This window comes from Klebsiella sp. GFKo11, assembly GCF_056490265.1.
The window spans coordinates 1,631,214-1,650,609 of sequence record NZ_CM151369.1 but is presented as its reverse complement, the minus strand read 5'-3'; the positions used below and the strand labels follow the sequence as shown (position 1 = coordinate 1,650,609).

Sequence of the window (19,396 nt, the reverse complement as noted above, 5' to 3'; positions counted from 1 at the left end):
ATCGCTTCCCAACACGTTATTTTGCTTCAACCTGTTGAATATCGATACGACGCGCTTCATCAAGCATCGATGCTTTGGCACGGATACGCGCTTCTAACTGATCGATCATATCGTCGTTATCCAGCCTGTCTTTACGTACGCCATCTTCGTACAGGCCACTTTTCTTATTGCCGCCGGTTACGCCGAGCGTAGATACCAGCGCCTCACCAGGACCGTTTACCACGCAGCCAATGATCGAAATATCCATCGGCGTAATGATATCTTCCAGACGCTGCTCCAGCGCATTAACGGTGCCGATAACGTCAAACTCCTGACGCGAGCAGGTTGGGCAAGCAATAAAGTTAATGCCGCGCGCGCGAATGCGCAGAGACTTCAGAATGTCGAATCCGACTTTGATCTCTTCAACCGGATCCGCCGCCAGCGAAACACGCAGGGTGTCGCCAATGCCTTCATTAAGCAGCAAACCGAGGCCAATAGCCGATTTCACCGCACCGCTGCGGGCGCCACCGGCTTCGGTGATCCCCAGGTGCAGAGGCTGATCGATCTGCTTCGCCAGCAGACGATAGGATTCAACAGCCAGGAATACATCGGAAGCTTTTACGCTGACTTTGAACTGATCAAAGTTCAAACGATCGAGATGATCGACATGACGCATGGCAGATTCCAGCAGCGCCTGCGGCGTCGGTTCACCATATTTTTCCTGGAGATCTTTTTCCAGAGAACCGGCGTTCACCCCGATACGAATGGGAATATTTTTATCGCGAGCACAGTCCACTACCATGCGAATACGCTCTTCATTACCGATATTACCTGGGTTAATACGCAGGCAATCGACGCCGTATTCCGCAACCTTCAGCGCAATACGGTAATCAAAGTGGATATCGGCAACCAGCGGGACATTAACCTGCTGTTTGATAAGCTTGAATGCTTCAGCCGCGTCCATTGTCGGCACGGAAACACGGACAATGTCTGCGCCAACGCGTTCTAACGCTTTAATTTGATTGACTGTCGCCGCCACGTCAGTGGTGCGAGTATTGGTCATCGACTGTACGGCGATAGGTGCACCATCGCCAATCGGCACATTCCCAACGTAAATTCGTTTAGATTTTCTACGTTGAATCGGAGCCTGGTTATGCATGAAAAATCTCCCGCGTTACCCGTCTATTACTGCGCCGGTGATTGTTCGGCATTAAGGGTCAGACGCGCAACCTGGTTAGTTCTGATAAAACGACTCAAATCGACGGGTTTACCCAGATACTGAATCTGTACTGCTGCCGGTGCACCAATTTTCAGCTTATAAGGTGCCTGACCGCTCAGATTCAGGTTACCACCTTTACGTTGCAAACCGCTGAACAGCTTTTTACCGGTAGCATCACTCACTTCCAGCCAGCAATCAGCGGAGAAGTTCAGCACCAGATCCTGAGCTGAAGCCGCCGTAGCGGCCACGTTTGCCTGATCGGTAGGTAGTGGAGAGGTTGGATTTACCGCTGCAGGCGCTGGAGTTGCCGCAGTGTCGACATTCGCCTGAGAAGGCGCAACAACGGCGTTGTTATCTACCGGGGCCGGAGCCGGGGTTGACGCCGCTGGCGCAGTAGAAGTCTCTACCGGCGCGCTGTTAGCAACAGCGTCCGGTGCAGAATTCGCCGAATCATTATCCAGAGGAATGTTTTGGCTATTATTATCGCCAGAATTCAGCTCAGCGGTGGATTGATCGGCCATGGTGGAGATCTCGTCCTGCTGCGCTTTGTGGTCTTGCCACCACCAGGCGCCGCTGAGTCCGATCACCACAAACAGGACCAGCCAGGTAAAGCTCATCAGCCAGCCATCACGCTTTTTACGACGTTTGCCCAGCGAGAAACTCTGCATCGGCGCAACTTTTGCCGCGCGAATGGGAGCCTGTTTCGCCATCATTGGCAGCAGTTCTTCTTCGGGAATGTGCACAAGGCGAGCATAAGAACGGATATAGCCGCGCAGGAAGGTTGAAGCAAGATCGGCTGGGGCCTTATCGTCTTCAATATCACGAACCGTGGAAACCTTCAGGCATAAGCGCTCTGCCACCGCTTGCTGGCTGAGTCCGAGTTGTTCGCGGGCCGTACGCAGACGCGCGCCCGTGGTGTTTGCTTCTTGATGGTCTTGAGTGGCTTCAGTATTCATTCGCTACAATTACTGGTACGTGAAATTTAAAGTTCAGCGCCGGTAACCCCGCGCCGCGAGACATCTGCTCAACGTCAGACAAACAGTATAAGGCCGTATGACGTACTATCACAGAGACTTATCAATATTGAATGCTAAGCGGTTGTTGTACCGCTACATACTGCCTCAAAGTCGACAAAAACGCACCGTAATTATTAACCAAACCAGTGTATTTCGCCCGGCTATTCAACATAAATATGCAACGCACAACCCTGGTTGCGCGCTGCATCATTTATCAGATTGCCTTAACGTCGATCGCTTCACCCTGCATACGCTTACGCAGCGTGCGCTTGGTGCGGTCGATGACATCACCCGCCAGCTGGCCGCAGGCAGCATCAATGTCATCGCCACGGGTTTTACGCACAATCGTGGTAAAACCGTACTCCATCAACACTTTGGAGAAACGGTCGATACGGCTGTTGGAGCTACGGCCATACGGCGCGCCCGGGAAGGGGTTCCATGGGATCAGGTTGATCTTACATGGTGTATCTTTCAACAACTCGGCCAGCTCATGCGCATGCTCGGTACCATCATTGACGTGATCCAGCATAACGTATTCGATAGTCACGCGGCCCTGGTTGGCGTTGGACTTCGAAATGTAGCCACGCACCGAGTTCAGAAAGGTCTCGATATTGTATTTCTTGTTGATCGGTACGATTTCGTCACGAATGGTGTCGTTCGGCGCGTGCAAGGAGATCGCCAGCGCAACGTCAATCATATCGCCAAGCTTATCCAGCGCCGGTACCACACCTGAAGTCGACAGGGTCACGCGACGTTTGGACAGGCCAAAGCCGAAGTCGTCGAGCATGATTTCCATCGCCGGAACCACGTTGGTCAGGTTCAGCAGCGGTTCGCCCATCCCCATCATTACCACGTTGGTGATCGGACGCACGCCCGTTGCCTTCACCGCGCCGACAATTTTCGCCGCACGCCAGACCTGGCCGATAATTTCCGATACCCGCAGATTACGGTTAAAGCCCTGCTGCGCCGTAGAGCAAAATTTGCACTCCAGCGCACAGCCAACCTGGGAAGAGACGCACAGGGTGGCGCGATCGTCTTCCGGGATATACACGGTTTCAACGCGCTGATCGCCAACGGCAATCGCCCATTTGATAGTGCCATCACTGGAGCGCTGCTCTTCAACAACTTCGGGTGCGCGGATCTCCGCGATTTCCTTCAGTTTGCCGCGCAGGACTTTGTTGATGTCGGTCATCTCATCAAAGTTATCGCAGCAGTAGTGATACATCCATTTCATCACCTGATCGGCGCGGAAAGGCTTTTCGCCCATATCTTTGAAAAACTCGCGCATCTGCTGACGGTTCAGATCCAGCAGGTTGATTTTGGCATCTTTGTTCGGCACCGTCAGAGCGGCGCTATCAGGTGTGACTATTTGTTCAGACATAATTGATCCCGGCCTCGTTATTACACGTTATGGCCCCTGGAGGGTTGAAAAAGAAACGCCCCGGGAGCAACTGCTCGTCCGGGGCGCTGTATTCTACAAAGTCTGGCGCATCAATACCACGCTTGCACGCAGTCAATGATAAAAAAATCGTAACCACATACTTAATCCTCTATGGCTTTTCGATTGTCGCAAGGCGGCAAGCAAGTGAAGCCCCGGGAGCATAGATAACTATGTGACCGGGGTGAACGCGCGCAGCCAACACCGCGACGGTCGAAAAGACGACGAGGATTAGCGGGTGCGCGGGCAAACCTCGCCTTCCGCAAAGAAGAACGCGATTTCGCGCGCAGCAGATTCAGCAGAATCAGAACCGTGGGTGCCGTTCTCGGTGAAGCTGTCAGCGTAGTCAGCGCGCAGGGTACCTGCCAGCGCGTTCGCCGGGTTGGTTGCGCCCAGCAGGTCACGGTGACGCTGAACCGCATTTTCGCCTTCCAGCACGGATACGACAATCGGGCCGGAAGTCATAAATTCAACCAGGCCGTCGAAGAATGGGCGACCTTCGTGCTCAGCATAAAAACCGCGAGCCTGCTCAACGGTCAGGTGCAGCATTTTGGTGCCGACAATTTTGAACCCTGCAGCTTCAAAGCGAGAAAAGATGCCGCCAATAACGTTTTTTGCCACCGCGTTTGGTTTGATGATGGAAAAAGTACGTTCAATAGCCATGATAACCTCTTATATGTGTTGTTCTGTTTTGCAGATGAGCAGATAAATACGGCGCGAATTATAATCATCATCTACAGCGGTTGCCTATGTGTTTAGGTAACATTTTTTTAAAAAAAAGCGACTTTAAACAACAAATCCGACCAATCTATGACAGCTCCGCTTATTGTACGGTGAAATTCGCGGCAACAATTTGCCCGGCCTCATCCATCACCACCAGTTGATAATTTTCGAGGCGTTCCAGGCTGAGGGTTGCGTTAACGCCTTCCACCACCAGTGGTTCGCCGTTCAGAAACCACCAGCGCCGCCCTTCCCCGCCGGTCGTTTGCAGCGGTAGCATAACCTTCTGCTCACCGGGCAGGCGTTTAATCACCGATCCCTCGCGAATGCCGGATAGCACCAGCGGCGCGGGGTCCGCGGTTTGTACTGGCGGACAATCAGCCGATACTGCAGGCAGTCTGGCGCGACGCCGTTCGCCAACGGGGAGCCAGGGTTCGAGCGGCAGCGGCCAGACGTCGATATTTTTTTCCACCGCGCCGGGGCAATCTGCCGCCACCCGCAGCCCTTTGTCATTCATCCATACCGGGAAACGAATACCGCGAATCCCTTCCTGACCGGGCAGCAGCAGCGTCGGCGGCTGGCTCTCATCCAGCAGCCAGGTTGCCAACCGTCGGCGACAGTTCGCATCTCCTGACGCTAGATGCTGCCCGCCGGGCCAGCAAATGTTCCCGGCGCTGACCGACGGTGGACGCAGGTCGGTCGGCAATCCGCCGCGGCCCATCGCGGGTCGCGCCAGCAGCATATTATTCACCTGATTAAGCAACGGCACCGCGCTGGCGAAGCCAAACTGCCCGACCACCGGCGTGCCATCGGGTCGCCCGGTCCAGATGCCGATCAGATAGCGGGCATTAACGCCGATCGCCCAGGCATCGCGATAGCCGTAGCTGGTGCCGGTTTTCCACGCCAGCGGTACCACCTGCACCAGCGATGCATCAGGAACAGGCTGCGCTTCACCAGCAAGAATACGCCGCACAATCCAGGCTGAGCCCGGCGACAGTAGCGGTCTTTCCACTAGCGGAGCGTCAGGGGTGATACGCAATCGCCCGGCCTTGCCGTGACGGGCAAATGCGCTATACGCCGCCACGATATCCTCCAGCCTCGCCCCGGCGCCGCCAAGGATCAGCGACAGATTCGGCTCCGCGCCCGCTGGCAGCATCAGCGGCAGACCAGCGTTGCGCAGGTTAGCGGCAAACCGCTTCGGCCCGTAGGCCTCCAGTACCTGCACCGCCGGAAGGTTCAGCGAACGAACCAGCGCTTCGCTGGCGCTCACCGGCCCATGAAAACCGCTGTCAAAATTGCCCGGCCGGTAGTCGCTAAAACGACGCGGCACGTCCTGCAGTAAAGAAGCCGGATGAATCAGCCCCTCATCCAGCGCCATGCCATAAACAAATGGTTTAAGTACTGAACCAGGTGAGCGAATCGCCGCCACCATATCAATGTGACCAAAGCGACTATCATCGGTAATATCCGCCGATCCCACCCAGCCGCGCACCTTCATATTAGTATGATCGACCACGACTATCGCCAGCGAGCTGCGCGGCGGCAGGCGCGATTTCCAGTTTAACGCCAGATCTTCCAGCTGCCGCTGTAGTCCGGCATCCAGCGTCGTCACTACCTTATCTTCACGGCTGCTCGCCAGAGCGCGGCGGGAAAAAAGCGGCGCCAGCTGCGGCATCTGGCGTGGAAAGAGCCACACTGGTTCTTCGATAGCTTCACGCACCGGTTTTTCAGGCCACACGCCCTGGCTCTGCATCCGCAGCAGCACTTTATCGCGCGCTGCCTGAGCCCGCTCGGGCCAACGATCGGGACGCAGACGGCTTGGTGCCTGCGGCAGTACCGCCAGCAGCGCCGCTTCGCCGTAACTCAACTGCGCGGGCGGTTTACCCAGGTAGGCCCAGCTCGCCGCACCAATGCCCTGTAACGTGCCGCCAAACGGCGCCCGGTTGAGGTATAGCGTGAGAATATCGCTTTTCGACAGATGCCACTCCAGCTGTAGCGCCCGCCATAGCTGGCGCAGCTTGCCGCCAAAAGTACGCGGATGAGGATCGAGTAGACGCGCCACCTGCATGGTCAGCGTACTGCCTCCGGAGATCACCCGACCGGAGGTCAGATCCTGCCAGGCGGCACGCGCGATAGAAAAGGGATTGACGCCGGGATGATCCCAGAACCAGCGATCTTCGTACTGGATCAGCGCCTGCAAATAGCGCGGTGAGACGTCACCGAGCGTCACCGGATAGCGCCAGACGCCCTGCGCATCGGCAAAGCGCCACAACGGCGTCCCGTCTTCCGCCACCACAACCCTTGCGGGCGTAACCTCATGCAGCGGCAGCGGCCATAGTCTGTCAGCCGCCAGCACCGCAAGCCACAGCAGAAAAAAGAACGCCGCCAGCCAGCGCCAGCGGCGTTTTATACCACTCAATCCGCGCATTTACGGGGTGACGGTTAGCGGGCCGCTGGCCGCGCCGGTTGCCCGCCATTGCGGCACATACATCGACTCCACCTGCGGCTGCGGAACCTGATAAGTCCCCGGCGTCACCGCCCGCGCCAGATAAACCAGGGTCACAGGCTGTCCTTCGTTGATAGCCACCGCAGCGACAAAACGATCGTCGCGAAATTCAATGTGCTGGATATCCGCCTGCTGCATCTGGTTGAGCAGATTCTGCACCACCTCGCCATTCTCCTGCAGGCTAGCGCTGCTGTTGGCCAGATTCTGGTTTTCCAGCTCCAGCCCTGCCGGAAGTAAATCGACCACCAGCGCGTCCGGTACGTTGCGTTTGGCTGTGACTTCCAGCTTCACCAGTACCAGCTCGCCGCTGCGCAGTGAAGAGAGCGATTTCTGCTGACCCTGAGTATCGAAAATTTGCCGTTCGATACCCAGCACGTTACCGCCAGGCTGTGGAGCGCTCTGCGGATACCCGCTGCTGTCGAGACGTAGCCACAGCGGCTGTTGACCGGTGTTGGTCACCTGCAGCGCCGCCAACTGGTCGCCGGTCAGGTTGCGAGTTTGCGCTTTGTCACCGGAGAGCGGTTCGGCCTGCAGCGAGGTTTGTACCTGCCAGTTGCCAGGAACATCCTGCAACGAGCGCCCGGCAAGGAATAGCGCGTTGGTCTCCTGCGTTGAGAGCCAGCGCTGACCATAAGCCTCTTCCGCCAGGTTGCTTAGCAGCCTGTTTTGCGCCTCCGGCAGCAGCTTGTTCTCTTCCAGCAGCGCCAGCTTCAGCGCATCGTCGCGCAGCTCGCTACCGTAGTCGCCAAGCCAGCGATTTGCGTCCTGACGCGGCGTAGACATTGCCAGCTTCAAAGCTTCGTCACCGCGAGGCGCATCGCCCATCGCTTTCAGCGCAACGCCTAACTGCAACAACGGCAGACCAGAACGCGCCTGCTCGTGGCGATTCCAGATTTCGCGCAGCGCGCCGAGCGGCGCTTTTTGCTGCCGCGCCAGCACCAGCGCAGCATAGGCCTGAGCAGCAAAGCGGCTGGCCTGGGCATCATCGCTATAGCGAACGGTCATCAGCCCCGGTTCCTGTAAATAACGCAGCAGGCGCTGGTTGCCGTTGTTAATAGCATTCGTCGGCACGCTATAGCCCTGCTCTCCCGCTCGCACGAGGAAGTCCATCGCGTAAGCAGTCAGCCAGTACTCTTCCGGTCCTTGTTTATCCCACAGGGCGAAACCGCCATCATCGCGCTGCATTTGCAGCAGGCGCGAAATGCCGATATCCACCGCCGCGCGCCGTTTTTCATCGCTGTCTCCGCTGATCCCCAACGCTTTTAGCTGGACGGCGTTGGTATAGAGCGACGGGAACAGCCCGCTGGTGGTCTGCTCCAGGCAGCCGTAGGGATAAGCTTTGAGGTCACGAATATAGCGCGCCAGATTCAGCGGCGGCTTACCGCTGAATACCAGTTGCCCTTGCAGCGTGGCGGGCGAGAAACCCTGGCTTTGCGTCACCGGAGCCTGCCAGCTTTCACCGGGCTGTAATACCGCGCCGGAATTCACGGTTTGTGCCGGAAACGCCGGACGCACGCCCAGCGTCCACTGTTTTTGCATCGGGGTGAAGGTTTCGCCAGGCAGGTTCAGACCGCTGATAGTGGCGTTCACCTGGCCGTCGCCAAAACCGTCCTGCGCGCGAACGGACACAAACAAAGTGCTGCGCGCGCCAGGAGCCAGCTGTACCGGCGGTACTTCCCCGCCTTCAAGCTGGAGCAGACCGCTGGCGTTCAGCGCAACATTGAGCGTTTGCGGCTTGTCGGTCAGATTGCTGAGATCCAGCGCCAGGCGAGTAGTATCTCCGCTGGCGAGGAAGCGCGGCATGTTCAGCTCGGCAATTACCGGCGCTGCAACGATCACTTTATCTTCACTACTGCCGAAATCATCAGCGCTCCACGCCTGGGCCATCACCCGCAGTTCGCCGTTAAAATCGCCAATCGGCAACGTTACCGTGCCTTCGCCTTTCTCATCCAGCACCACCGGCTGCGCCTGCTGGGCGATAATCGTCACATGATTGACCGGCGGTTTACCGCCGCGCTTGAGTTCATCACCATCGCCGCCGAAGCGCAGGCTGGCGAGCCTCCCCTGTCCTTCAATGGCCTGACCGTAGATATCGTAAATATCCGCACCGTAGCGCTTCTGACCAAAGAAAGCGTTCCACGGATCCGGCGTCGCGTAGTCGGTAATATTCAAAACGCCGCTATCGACGGCGGAGAGCAGGACGTTAACCTGCTTCGGCGTCTCGCCTTCTTTGACGCTGGCTTTAACTTTAACCGTCAGCGGCTGGTTCGGGCGCATTTTATCCGGCGCTTCCAGCGCCAGATTCAGACGGCGATTTTCATCACCAAGCGGCAGATGCAACAGACCCACTGCCCGTTTTGGCGTCGCGGAGCGTGATTTATCCCCCGGACGAATCACCAGGGTGCTGAGATACAGGTCGTGGCGATTCCAGGCTTTATCCACCGGAATCGACAAATCCATGCCTTCCGCCGGAACGTCAATTTCCTGCCACCACAGCGGCCCTTCGCTTGATTCCACCAGCGCATAGCCTTTACCGGCTGCCGGCGCGGCAATGTGCAGCTTGATAGTGTCACCCGGTTTATAGGCTGGTTTATCCAGCTTCATGGTAACGCGGTCCGGACGCGCGGCCCCCTGACCATCGCTGTTATCCTGCCAGCTGTATCCGGCCCAGAAACGCACGCTGCTGACAACATCGTCCGGCCCTCTGACCTCCAGTCGATAAGGGCCCCACTCAACCGGGAAGCTCACTTTCGCCGTCTGCCCAGCGGGCAGATCCAGCGACTCCTCTCCTTCCTGAAGATCTTTTTGATCGAACTGCGACTGCCAGCCTTCGCTATCCGACCAGTTCCAATAGTAGTCGCGGCGCTCGCGGATCAACCTGACCTGTAGCCCGGAGACCGCCCTCTTCTCGCCTTTGGCGTCGGCATAGACGATCTCAAACGCGGCGTTGCCGTTTTCATCCACCACCGGCTGCTTGATGGTGCTGTCGGTGCGATAGTCGTAAATCTCTTTCAGGGCAAACTCCGGACGAATGCCCGGCAGCGCGTCGGCAGGCCAGATAGGCTGCCGGACAGTACGGGTCACCGGGCGGCCACCAGATTCCAGCAGGCTGGCCTGCAAAATTACCTGCAGCGGCGAGTGGCTCTCCTGCCACTGGCTGGCGGTGGTCACTTGCGCATGACCTTGCTCATCGAGCGTGGCCTGTACTTCATCCAGGCTGCGGGAAAGGTTCTCTTCGGCAATATCGCCAAACTGGAAGCCCGGCAGCGCTGGCACTGCATCGCGCAGCGGGCGAAGGAACAGCTTGCCCTGTAGCTGGTTGCCGCTGGCCGGCGCGCCGTACAGATAAGCGCCGGTCACGGCAAAACTGACATCAGTAGCGGGAGCAATCGGCGAATTTTGCGGCGTCAGGTTCAGCGCCATGCGCTCGGGCATAAAATCTTCAACGTGGAAATCCCACTCGCGCGGCTGGTTGTCGCCAGTGCTGGCGCGGATATGCCACATCCCGGTTGCCGCGCCGCTATCGAGCGGATACGTAAACTGGTACAGACCGTTAACGGGCTTGCTTACCGTCGAACGAATCACCTGGCCGTCCGGCTGCACCACTTCCAGCTTCACCGGCTGCTCGGCCAGCGGTTTGCCATCGCTATCGCGCAGTAACGCGTTGAGAACCACCGTTTCGCCCGGTCGATAGAGATCGCGCGGGCCGAACATAAACAGTTGCTTAGTGAAGCCCGGCGCTCCGGCAATCGAAAACTCCGCCAGATCCAGCGCCGGGAGTTTGAGGTCCAACAGGGTAGTTTGTCCGTCCTTGCGCGCGAGCAGCAGCGCCGCGTCTTTATCAGTTTGCAGCGTGACGTGTCCCTGAGCATCGCTCTTCGCTTGCGCCAGGGTTTGCCCTTTGGCATTCAGCAGCTGAACGTCAATGTCGGACTGCGCAGCACCGTTTTCGAGGCTCTGGGTAAAGACATCCAGCCGGTTGTGGTAACGGTGTGCGGATACGCCGATATCACTAAGGGTGAACAGCGTCGCGGCGTTGCTGTAGCTGTAGTGGCCTGCCTGATTCATCACCGCAATATAGACGCCCGGCTCTTGCAGAGGCTTGATATCCGCCAGCGGCAGCAGCAATTTTTCGCGAGTATTGCGCGCCGGGTTGAGGTCGAAACGGCCGGTATAGACCAGATCGGCCATCTTCAGTAGCTCATCCGACTCCCAGTTGCTCAGCGAATTGCGGTATTCCCACTGGCTGACAAAAGCGGAGAGTGATTCCGGCTTGATGCGGAAAAAGTTCACGTCGACGTTATCAACATTCAGTGCCATCACCGGTAGTCCGGCAACGACTTTCCCCGGCAGCAGCGAGCCGCGGCTGGCAAAACCAATGCTTGGGGCAATATCGCGGGTGGTAATGGTTTTTTCGAAGCTGCTGTCAAAAGTCGCTTTATTCAGCGCCGCAAGGGTTGGGTCAACCGAAACAATCAGCTCACGTTTTGGCTCCAGATGGCGCAACCGTAGCTCTTTAAGATTTGGCGCCAGCTCCCAGGCACCGTCCACTTTGCCGCTCTTTTTGTCGACCAGATGTACACTGCGGGAGAAATCCTGATCCGGCTGTAAAGGGATAGAAAAGGTCAGCACCAGCGTCGCCGCGCCGTCAAGCTGCACTTCCGAGGCATCCAGCAGCGTTAGCGCCTTGCCTTTGCTTTTTTCCGCCAGCGCCGCCAACTGGGCGCTATCCGGTTTCGCATTGTCTTTATCCGCCGCCGTGGAGGCCGCTGGGGCAGCCGCCTGTGGTTTGCCGCTGTCGTCACAGCCGGTCAACGATAACGCAGTAAGTAGCGCCAGAGATAGCGCCGCTAAACGAAATGGTTTCATCCTTCTAACCCCTCGGCCCGAGAGCCAGATACATTCAGTGAACACATTATTATGCGTGAACGGCAGAATTACCAATAGCGCGCTCGTTAACAATGTCCGGCAAAAGATACATTAGGACTGAGTATCAGAACTCATAAATTAATCAAATAGCATTAACCAGGATTTTTCTTACTTCCTCTGAAAAAGGAATTTATTGCTGTCTTGTTATTTTGAGCATTCCTCAAAAGCAAATCTATATAAATTGACAACTCTCGCATTTTCAATTATTTGATATATATCAACGCCTCTAAAGCATAAATGACCTCATGGCGAAGATATTATCTGCACGTTCCGCAGTTACCTGATAACACAACATCCACCCGTCCCATAAACATATATGGGATAAATAATATGGAAGTTATTTATGTCACAAATGGTCGCACTGTCGATTATTGTTTTTATTCTTTATATCGGCGACGTTGTTTCTACCCGCACAAAAGCCTGGATTCCCTCGGTATTTGTCTGCGCAGTTCTGTTTCTGGTTGGCTACTGGACATTTTTTCCTGCGGATATTATCAGCCGGGCCGGAATCGGTACGCCGGTTGCCATAATGCTGATGTATCTGTTAATCACCAATATGGGTACTCTGCTGTCGCTTAAAGAATTAGTGCAACAGTGGAAAACCGTGGTCATTTCTCTCGCCGGTATTGCCGGGATCACGGCCGCCGTTTTTGCGGTATGCATGGTGATGTTTGACCGCAATACCGCGCTGGTTACCATTCCTCCGCTGGTTGGCGGCATTGTTTCCTCGCTGATTATGTCGCAAGGCGCAAGCAACGCCGGTCTGGTCGATCTGTCGGTATTTGCCATTTTGATCTACGTGATGCAGGGGTTTGCCGGGTATCCGCTGACCGCCATTATGCTGCAACGCGAAGGCAAAACGCTGCTTGCCCGCTACCGCAGCGGAGAGCACCGTGCTGATGACATCCCGGATGAACACGCGATGCTGGCGGTCGGGGAAGAGAAAATGCCGCGCCTGTTCAGCAAAATCCCCGGCAGCTATAACAGCAACTACTTTAAATTCCTGCGACTGGCGCTGGTCGGCTGTCTGGCCTGGTTTGTTGCTGACCTTGCCAAGCCGATAGTCAATATCAGCCCGTTTGTACTGTGCCTGTTTTTTGGCGTGGTCTTTACCTCCTTAGGCTTCCTCGAAAAGCACACCCTGCATAAAGCTAACGGTTTTGGTTTCGCGATCATGGCATTAATGCTATTCATTTTTGATACCCTGAATAAAGCGACTCCGGAGATGCTGCTGCGCCTGCTTTTCCCGATGGTGGTGCTCATCGCCACGGCGGTTGTCGGCATGTTTATCGTCTCCTGGCTGGTTGGGAAACTGCTTGGCGTCAGCGGCCCGATGTCATTCGCCATCTCCCTGACCGCGCTTTATGGTTTTCCTGCGGACTACATTATTACCAACGAGGCCATCAACGCCCTCACCCATGATGAAAAAGAGCGCCAGATGCTGACTCACCATATGCTGGGCCCAATGCTGGTCGGTGGGTTCGTCTCCGTCACCATGGTTTCGGTGGTATTAGCCGGAATATTGGTCGGCTACCTGACGCCGGTTGCCGGTTGAGCGCGTTGAATTATTAGCTATTTATGGAGTCATTGATGATTAACCCTGCCATTACCGAGATTATTGCCAGAGAAGAACCGGCAATGATCGCTTTTCGTCGCGACCTGCACGCCCATCCGGAACTGCCGTGGGAGGAGAAGCGCACCACCGATCGCGTCGCCGCTGAACTGGAAGCCATCGGCATCCCCTTTCGTCGCACCCAACCCACCGGAATTATCGCCGATATTATTGGCGGTCAGCCGGGTAAAACCGTGGCTCTGCGCGCCGACATGGACGCCTTGCCGGTGCTGGAACTCAACAACCAGCTCAGCTACAAATCACAAACCACAGGTAAAATGCACGCTTGCGGCCATGACGCCCACACCGCCATGCTGCTGACCGCTGCCCACGCGCTGTATGAAATCCGCGAGCAGCTTACGGGCAACGTACGCTTGATTTTTCAGCCTGCGGAAGAGATTGCTGAAGGGGCCAAAGCAATGATCCAGCAGGGAGCCATCGACAACGTGGACAACGTTTTTGGGATGCATATCTGGTCGGGCACGCCATCCGGTAAAGTCTCATGCAACGTAGGTTCGTCATTTGCCTCCGCGGATTTACTCAAGGTGACGTTTCGCGGCCGCGGTGGTCACGGCTCGATGCCGGAAGCGTGCGTCGATGCGGCGGTTGTCGCTTCCGCTTTCGTGATGAACCTCCAGGCTATCGTGGCGCGCGAGACCTCGCCGCTGGAGTCCGCCGTGGTAACCATCGGCAGAATGGACGTCGGCACGCGCTTTAACGTCATCGCCGAAAACGCCGTTTTAGACGGTACAGTGCGCTGCTTTAGCATTGAAGCGCGTCAGCGTCTGGAGGCGGCAATTACCCGCTATGCAGAGCATACCGCCGCAGTCTACGGCGCGACCGCTCAGGTTGACTACTGCTACGGTACGCTGCCGGTGATCAACGAGGAGCGCAGCGCGCTGCTGGCGCAGTCGGTTATCCGCGATGCGTTTGGCGACAAGGTTCTTTTCAACGAAAAGCCCACCACCGGCGGCGAGGACTTCAGTTTTTATATGGAGAATATCCCCGGTGCTTTCGCGCTGCTCGGCTCAGGTAACAAAGAGAAAGGCAGCGATTATGCGCACCATCATGGCTGCTTTAATATTGATGAGCAGGTGATGAAAAACGGCGCTGAGCTGTATGCACAGTACGCCTGGCGCTACCTGCAGCAAACCCAGTTTTAACAGGCTACTCCCCCGACGCCGTTCGGGGGAATATCACATTCCCGCCGTATCCTCTTGAAAATGCCTTGTCGATATCGTTAAAAACAACAACAATCACTCTATTGTTGATGACACGGAGGCACCTATGTCTACCTCGTTTTTTGTCGCTGCCGATTGGCTGGCGGAACATATTGATGACCCGGAAATCCAAATTATCGATGCGCGCATGGCGCCGCCGGGGCAGGAGGATCGGGACCTTAACGCCGAGTACCTGGCAGGCCATGTTCCTGGCGCCGTTTTTTTCGATATTGAAGCCCTGTCAGACCACACCAGCCCGCTACCGCACATGATGCCGCGCCCGGAGGCTTTTGCCGTTGCAATGCGTGAACTTGGCGTCAACAGTGATAGGCATCTGGTGGTATACGATGAAGGTAATCTCTTCTCCGCACCGCGCGCATGGTGGATGTTGCGTACTTTCGGTGTCGAAAAAGTTTCGATACTTGCGGGTGGCCTCGAAGGCTGGCGTCGCGATGAGCTACCGCTGGAGCAAAGTCTTCCTGAATTGCCGGAAGGTGATTTTGACGGCCGCTTCGATCCGCTGGTGATCAAGCGTCTGACCGATGTGCTGCTGGTAAGCCATGAAGGATCGGCGCAGATCGTTGATGCTCGCCCGGCAGGGCGCTTTAATGGTCTCGTGGCTGAACCCCGCGCTGGTTTGCGCAGCGGGCATATCCCCGGTGCATTAAACGTGCCGTGGACAGAATTGGTAATAAACGGCGAGCTGAAAACCGTCGATGAGCTAAATGAGATCTTTGCGCGTCAGGGCGTGGATTTTGAACGCCCCATCATTGCCAGCTGCGGCTCCGGCGTGACGGCATCCGTAGTTGTACTGGCACTAACGACCCTGGGCGTCAACGGCGTTTGCCTGTATGACGGCTCATGGAGCGAATGGGGCGCACGGACGGATTTGCCGATTGAACCGGCGCAGTAATAAAACGACCTGATAATAATCATTGCGGAGCCCTGTACTCCGCAATGATTGCATAAACTCTGATTTTTCTGTTCATTTATCCGGGATATCATCTGGTGAATTATTTTGTCAGTTGATAAGTTAATGTCTCTTTTATTATCGATAAGTATTTAATATGGAAATACAAATGGAATATTCATTAAAAGACTTAATGGAATTAGTTGAAAAAAACAATCGGAATAAATCCCCTAACCCGATGCCTGAAAATGAAATCTCTCAGCTGCGCGTCAGAAAATACCGCAACCCGCAGAATGAAGAAACCGTTGAACTACCGGAAAGCTTGAAAGCATTGCTAGCTTACGATCGCCAGCTTATTAGCCCTCATAGTCAGCCCGTCATTGAATCACTGCAAATGGAGATTGATGATGACGGCGTATTGCATTCTGATTATATCGACGAAGACATATACTACCGCCTCGGCATGGATGAGTCGGGAAAATCAATTGAGGAATGCAGCCCTATCTGGAATAACGACCCTTGCCTTCCGGCGTTGATTCGCATCGACCATATTGGCGACCAGGGCGTCTTTATTTATATCACTGAACGTGATGAAAATGGTGAATACCCAATTGTTCGTCAGGATGACCATGAACTATGGCTCGCGGAATCATCGCTGGTTGAGTATCTACATGGGATATTTTCTAACGAGCGAAAAACTCGGCCTGAGTGGGAAGCACGGAAAAAAGCCAACGAAATACGCGATGGAGCACTACTGGAGCTAGAGTATATCCACCACGATCTCTTCGACAAACTGGAAGATTTCGCCGACTAAATTGCTTAATAACGGCGCGAAAATCGCGCCGATGGTTTTAGATAATACGCATTTGTCGGAAACAATAGAGACTTTACCGGCTGGCCCAGGTAAATCGATATATCGGGTTGTATTTTGATGATTAAATATTATTATACCTGGCTAGTATTTAATTAGTTATTGATTCAGGAATGTATTACTACAAGGAGTAATAATGGCGATAGTATCAGGAAATAGCCGCGTTGAGGGGCAAGGTTTTCCATGGTTCGGCGGGATTGTTGGTCTGGCGGTCGGTTTGACGATGCTCTATTACTGGTCAGAGTGGACTCACTGGTGGCCTGGTAACCTCCCTGAGGAGATGTCGCCGTATATGACGGTTAAGGATATTGACCTAGCAGAGATTCCGCTAGCAGTATACGGCAAGCTGGTCCTTTTTGGCTTTCTCCTGATATTTCTATTTCCCAACTACGGTAAACTACCGATTGCCGCCTTGATGTTACATAACCACCCGTCGGGTAGAACGTTTTTTAACTGGATACTGCGCGCCTGGGTGCTAAAGTGCGGCCTGCTGGTAACTGTTTTCTGCAACGTGTTATTTTTACACTATGTCTCTAACACCACACTAAGCATGTATAGCTTTATTCTTCAGCACGTTAGCATTCTGGCGTCTGTTGTATTAGGCGGATTGTTGGTGCGCGATGCCTGGCGGCTAGCGGGCTCTCCTGACGCGCCGTTGAGCAATCTGCGTCTGCCAGTGGTACTGATATTAGGATTTCAGCTCTTCTGGCCTGTACAAATCACCTTACTCACCGCACGTGGTTTTGATCTTATGCCAGAGGGATGGTGCATTACCGCCGCGCTGATGGTCGGCGTTTTGCTGGCTTTTTTACTGACCGCCGTACTGGCCTGGGGAGTGCGCCGGATTCTGGGCGACGAAAATTGCCGGGCGTGGCGCGGGCAGTTTGCGCTGTTTAACGGTGTGGTTATTTTGAGTGTGACGGGAAAAGCTGTATTTGGCCTTGTATCGTATTACTTGAAATAAATGGCATATGCTCGTATTTTTGCCGGGCCTAAAAACTGAAGATGATTTTGACGGCCGTTTCGATCCGCTGGTGATCAAACGTGCTGGTAAGCCATGAAGAACCGGCGCAGTAGATAATTATTCGTTTCGTTCAGACAGTTTCTCAATAGAAGGCTGCCATTAATGGCAGCCTTCTTTGTATTTAAACAATGGATTTTTATTATAAGGAAATTATATGAAATATTTAACAATGCGCAGTTTAATCTGCGCATCGCTTTTCTCTGTGCTCAGTATATTTAGCACCTCCCACTGTTATGCCAATGATTATGAAACACTTTTTAAAACAAAAATTGAACCACTCAAAGAGAAGGCTCGTCAGGGTGATATTGATGCTTTAAATGATTTAGCCTGGCGCTATCGTGCGATTATCAGCACCAGCGGTGACAATCTGAAATATGACGGACCGGAAGCGAAGGAAGCGTTCAGTTTTATTATGTCGCATTACCAGGAAGGAAATGCGCAATTAGAATATGAAATCTCCGGGTTTTACGCCGAAGGTATTGGCGTTGCAAAAGATGCTCAGGAATCAGAACGTTGGATTGAAAAATCGGCACAGCATAATTATCCGAAATCACAATACATCCTTGCCTTGCGATATCTTAACAAAAACGATAATCAGAATGCTTTAAGCTGGCTTAAAAAGGCTGCCACCCAAGGTTATGACTCTGCCGAAGACAAGCTAGCTAGTATGTACCACACCGGTACAGGGGTCGATAAAGACTGCCTGCAGGCAATCAAGTTGTATCAAAAATCCGCGACATCGAAAGCTCTACGGGGAGTGGAAGAAATCCAAAACGATCCCACCTGCCAGAGCGCGCTGCAAACCCCGGAAGCAAAACGCGCCCTGGCCCCTGCGCCAGATCTCGCTAATCCTGTGGACGCCGGTGAACAATACGAGTTAGCCGCTTCTTATGATGATGGTGGCGATAAACATGTCGATTATGTTAAAGCAAAATTCTGGTACGAAAAGGCAGCAGATCAGGATTATACCGTTGCTATCCGCGCGCTGGCCTTTATGTATGAAAAAGGTAAGGGCATGAAACCTGATTATCAAAAAGCTTACGAACTGTATAAACGTTCGGCGGCGCAAGGCGATGGTGCATCGCAATATATGGTTGAGAGCATGGCTCCCTATATGAAGAATTAGCGCTGTTGGTTCGAAAACGGGGCGCAAGCCCCGTGCAGTTCAGATAATACGATTCTGCTTAAAGTCGCGCAGGAAGCTGCCCCAGCGCTTTTCATAGAACGGCGTGATGTGGGCAATCATAAAGTGGCTGATGCCCTTTTCGCCCTCCACCACCTGGCAGATATCAATTGGTTCGTCGCCGGGAAGCGTATCGGTCGCTACGCTGCCGGTTGCCTGAATGATCTCCTCGATGTCGCCTTCCGCTTCAATACCAATCAGCAGGTTAGCTGGCGCATCGGCGCTGTCTTTAATCGAGCATAAAAACGCGCGTTTCACCGTTTTCAGCGTCTTGAACAGCGTAGTCAGCGAATCAACCATCTGCGCAGGCGGTTCAGCAACTTCGGACAACAGCAGCGGCGCGCCGCCTTCGAGCACGGTCTGGGTACTCAACGGGCTACCTTCTTCGCCCAGCAGGTGGCTAATCTCACGCGGCGCAAACTCTTTGCCGGTCGGCAGTTTGGCATTGAGATACAGCGTCTCGCCGAGGGTCATAGCGAACAGCGTGCGCACCGGCATCACCACAAAAGACTGCTCGTCTTCCACGGCCTGTTGCAGCGCTTCCAGCGAGGTGAAAAAAGGAATAACCGACGTGCCGTCATCTTTTTCCCAGTGCTGCAAATCCAGCACGCTGTCTTCGACGACCTGCTCGCCCGGCGCGCCTGCGCCAGGCACCCAGACGGTGGCTTCCAGCAGCGTGCGGAAAAACGCCGGACGATGGCCTGGCTCGGTGGCCGCCTTCTCCAGCAGAGTTTCGAGTTCGTTTTTGATTTCAGACATAGTGGTTCCA

Annotated in this window: 13 protein-coding genes; 6 read left to right on the top strand and 7 right to left on the bottom strand. The window is 54.7% G+C overall.

Annotated elements, in window-relative coordinates; all coding sequences use genetic code 11:
- Positions 1-16: 16 nt before the first annotated feature.
- The 6 genes from ispG to AC07P6_RS07985 all read right to left on the bottom strand — a co-directional run bounded on the left by ispG (position 17) and on the right by AC07P6_RS07985 (position 11,747).
- Positions 17-1,138 carry a flavodoxin-dependent (E)-4-hydroxy-3-methylbut-2-enyl-diphosphate synthase gene (gene ispG, locus AC07P6_RS08010; protein ID WP_142513075.1) on the bottom strand — a complete coding sequence of 374 codons (1,122 nt, stop codon included), beginning with the start codon at positions 1,136-1,138 and terminating at the stop codon, positions 17-19.
- A gap of 26 nt (positions 1,139-1,164) precedes the next feature.
- The gene (gene rodZ, locus AC07P6_RS08005; RefSeq protein WP_182240395.1) at positions 1,165-2,154 is read right to left on the bottom strand and encodes a cytoskeleton protein RodZ; all 990 of its coding nucleotides are present in this window, start codon (positions 2,152-2,154) and stop codon (positions 1,165-1,167) included.
- Between the two features lie 274 nt (positions 2,155-2,428).
- Positions 2,429-3,595 carry a dual-specificity RNA methyltransferase RlmN gene (gene rlmN, locus AC07P6_RS08000; protein WP_112215468.1) on the bottom strand — a complete coding sequence of 389 codons (1,167 nt, stop codon included), beginning with the start codon at positions 3,593-3,595 and terminating at the stop codon, positions 2,429-2,431.
- Positions 3,596-3,883: 288 nt separating this feature from the next.
- Positions 3,884-4,315 (bottom strand): nucleoside-diphosphate kinase, encoded by a 432-nt coding sequence (gene ndk, locus AC07P6_RS07995; protein ID WP_478315986.1) that lies wholly within the window; start codon positions 4,313-4,315, stop codon positions 3,884-3,886.
- Between the two features lie 160 nt (positions 4,316-4,475).
- Entirely contained in the window at positions 4,476-6,800 is a 2,325-nt protein-coding gene (pbpC, locus tag AC07P6_RS07990; RefSeq protein WP_478315985.1) for a peptidoglycan glycosyltransferase PbpC, read from the bottom strand.
- Positions 6,801-11,747, bottom strand: coding sequence for an alpha-2-macroglobulin family protein (locus AC07P6_RS07985; protein ID WP_478315984.1), 4,947 nt, complete (start codon positions 11,745-11,747; stop codon positions 6,801-6,803).
- Between the two features lie 403 nt (positions 11,748-12,150).
- Here AC07P6_RS07985 and AC07P6_RS07980 point away from each other — a divergent pair, with 403 nt between their 5' ends.
- The 6 genes from AC07P6_RS07980 to AC07P6_RS07955 all read left to right on the top strand — a co-directional run bounded on the left by AC07P6_RS07980 (position 12,151) and on the right by AC07P6_RS07955 (position 18,570).
- Positions 12,151-13,362 (top strand): hypothetical protein, encoded by a 1,212-nt coding sequence (locus AC07P6_RS07980; RefSeq protein ID WP_478315983.1) that lies wholly within the window; start codon positions 12,151-12,153, stop codon positions 13,360-13,362.
- Between the two features lie 35 nt (positions 13,363-13,397).
- Complete coding sequence (locus AC07P6_RS07975) at positions 13,398-14,582, top strand: amidohydrolase (protein ID WP_478315982.1); 1,185 nt, start codon at positions 13,398-13,400, stop codon at positions 14,580-14,582.
- 124 nt (positions 14,583-14,706) lie between these two features.
- A complete protein-coding gene (gene sseA / locus AC07P6_RS07970; protein ID WP_478315981.1) occupies positions 14,707-15,552 on the top strand; it encodes a 3-mercaptopyruvate sulfurtransferase in 846 nt (281 codons plus the stop codon).
- A gap of 166 nt (positions 15,553-15,718) precedes the next feature.
- Positions 15,719-16,363 (top strand): DUF5066 family protein, encoded by a 645-nt coding sequence (locus AC07P6_RS07965; RefSeq protein WP_478315980.1) that lies wholly within the window; start codon positions 15,719-15,721, stop codon positions 16,361-16,363.
- 193 nt (positions 16,364-16,556) lie between these two features.
- Positions 16,557-17,384: a hypothetical protein gene (locus AC07P6_RS07960; RefSeq protein ID WP_478315979.1), complete on the top strand. Its 828-nt coding sequence runs from the start codon at positions 16,557-16,559 to the stop codon at positions 17,382-17,384.
- Positions 17,385-17,598: 214 nt separating this feature from the next.
- On the top strand, positions 17,599-18,570 hold the full coding sequence (locus AC07P6_RS07955; protein ID WP_478315978.1) for a tetratricopeptide repeat protein: 972 nt from the start codon (positions 17,599-17,601) through the stop codon (positions 18,568-18,570).
- 39 nt (positions 18,571-18,609) lie between these two features.
- On the opposite strand, the gene sseB is transcribed toward AC07P6_RS07955, so the two are convergent.
- The gene (sseB, locus tag AC07P6_RS07950; protein WP_304252790.1) at positions 18,610-19,386 is read right to left on the bottom strand and encodes an enhanced serine sensitivity protein SseB; all 777 of its coding nucleotides are present in this window, start codon (positions 19,384-19,386) and stop codon (positions 18,610-18,612) included.
- Positions 19,387-19,396 lie beyond the last annotated feature (10 nt).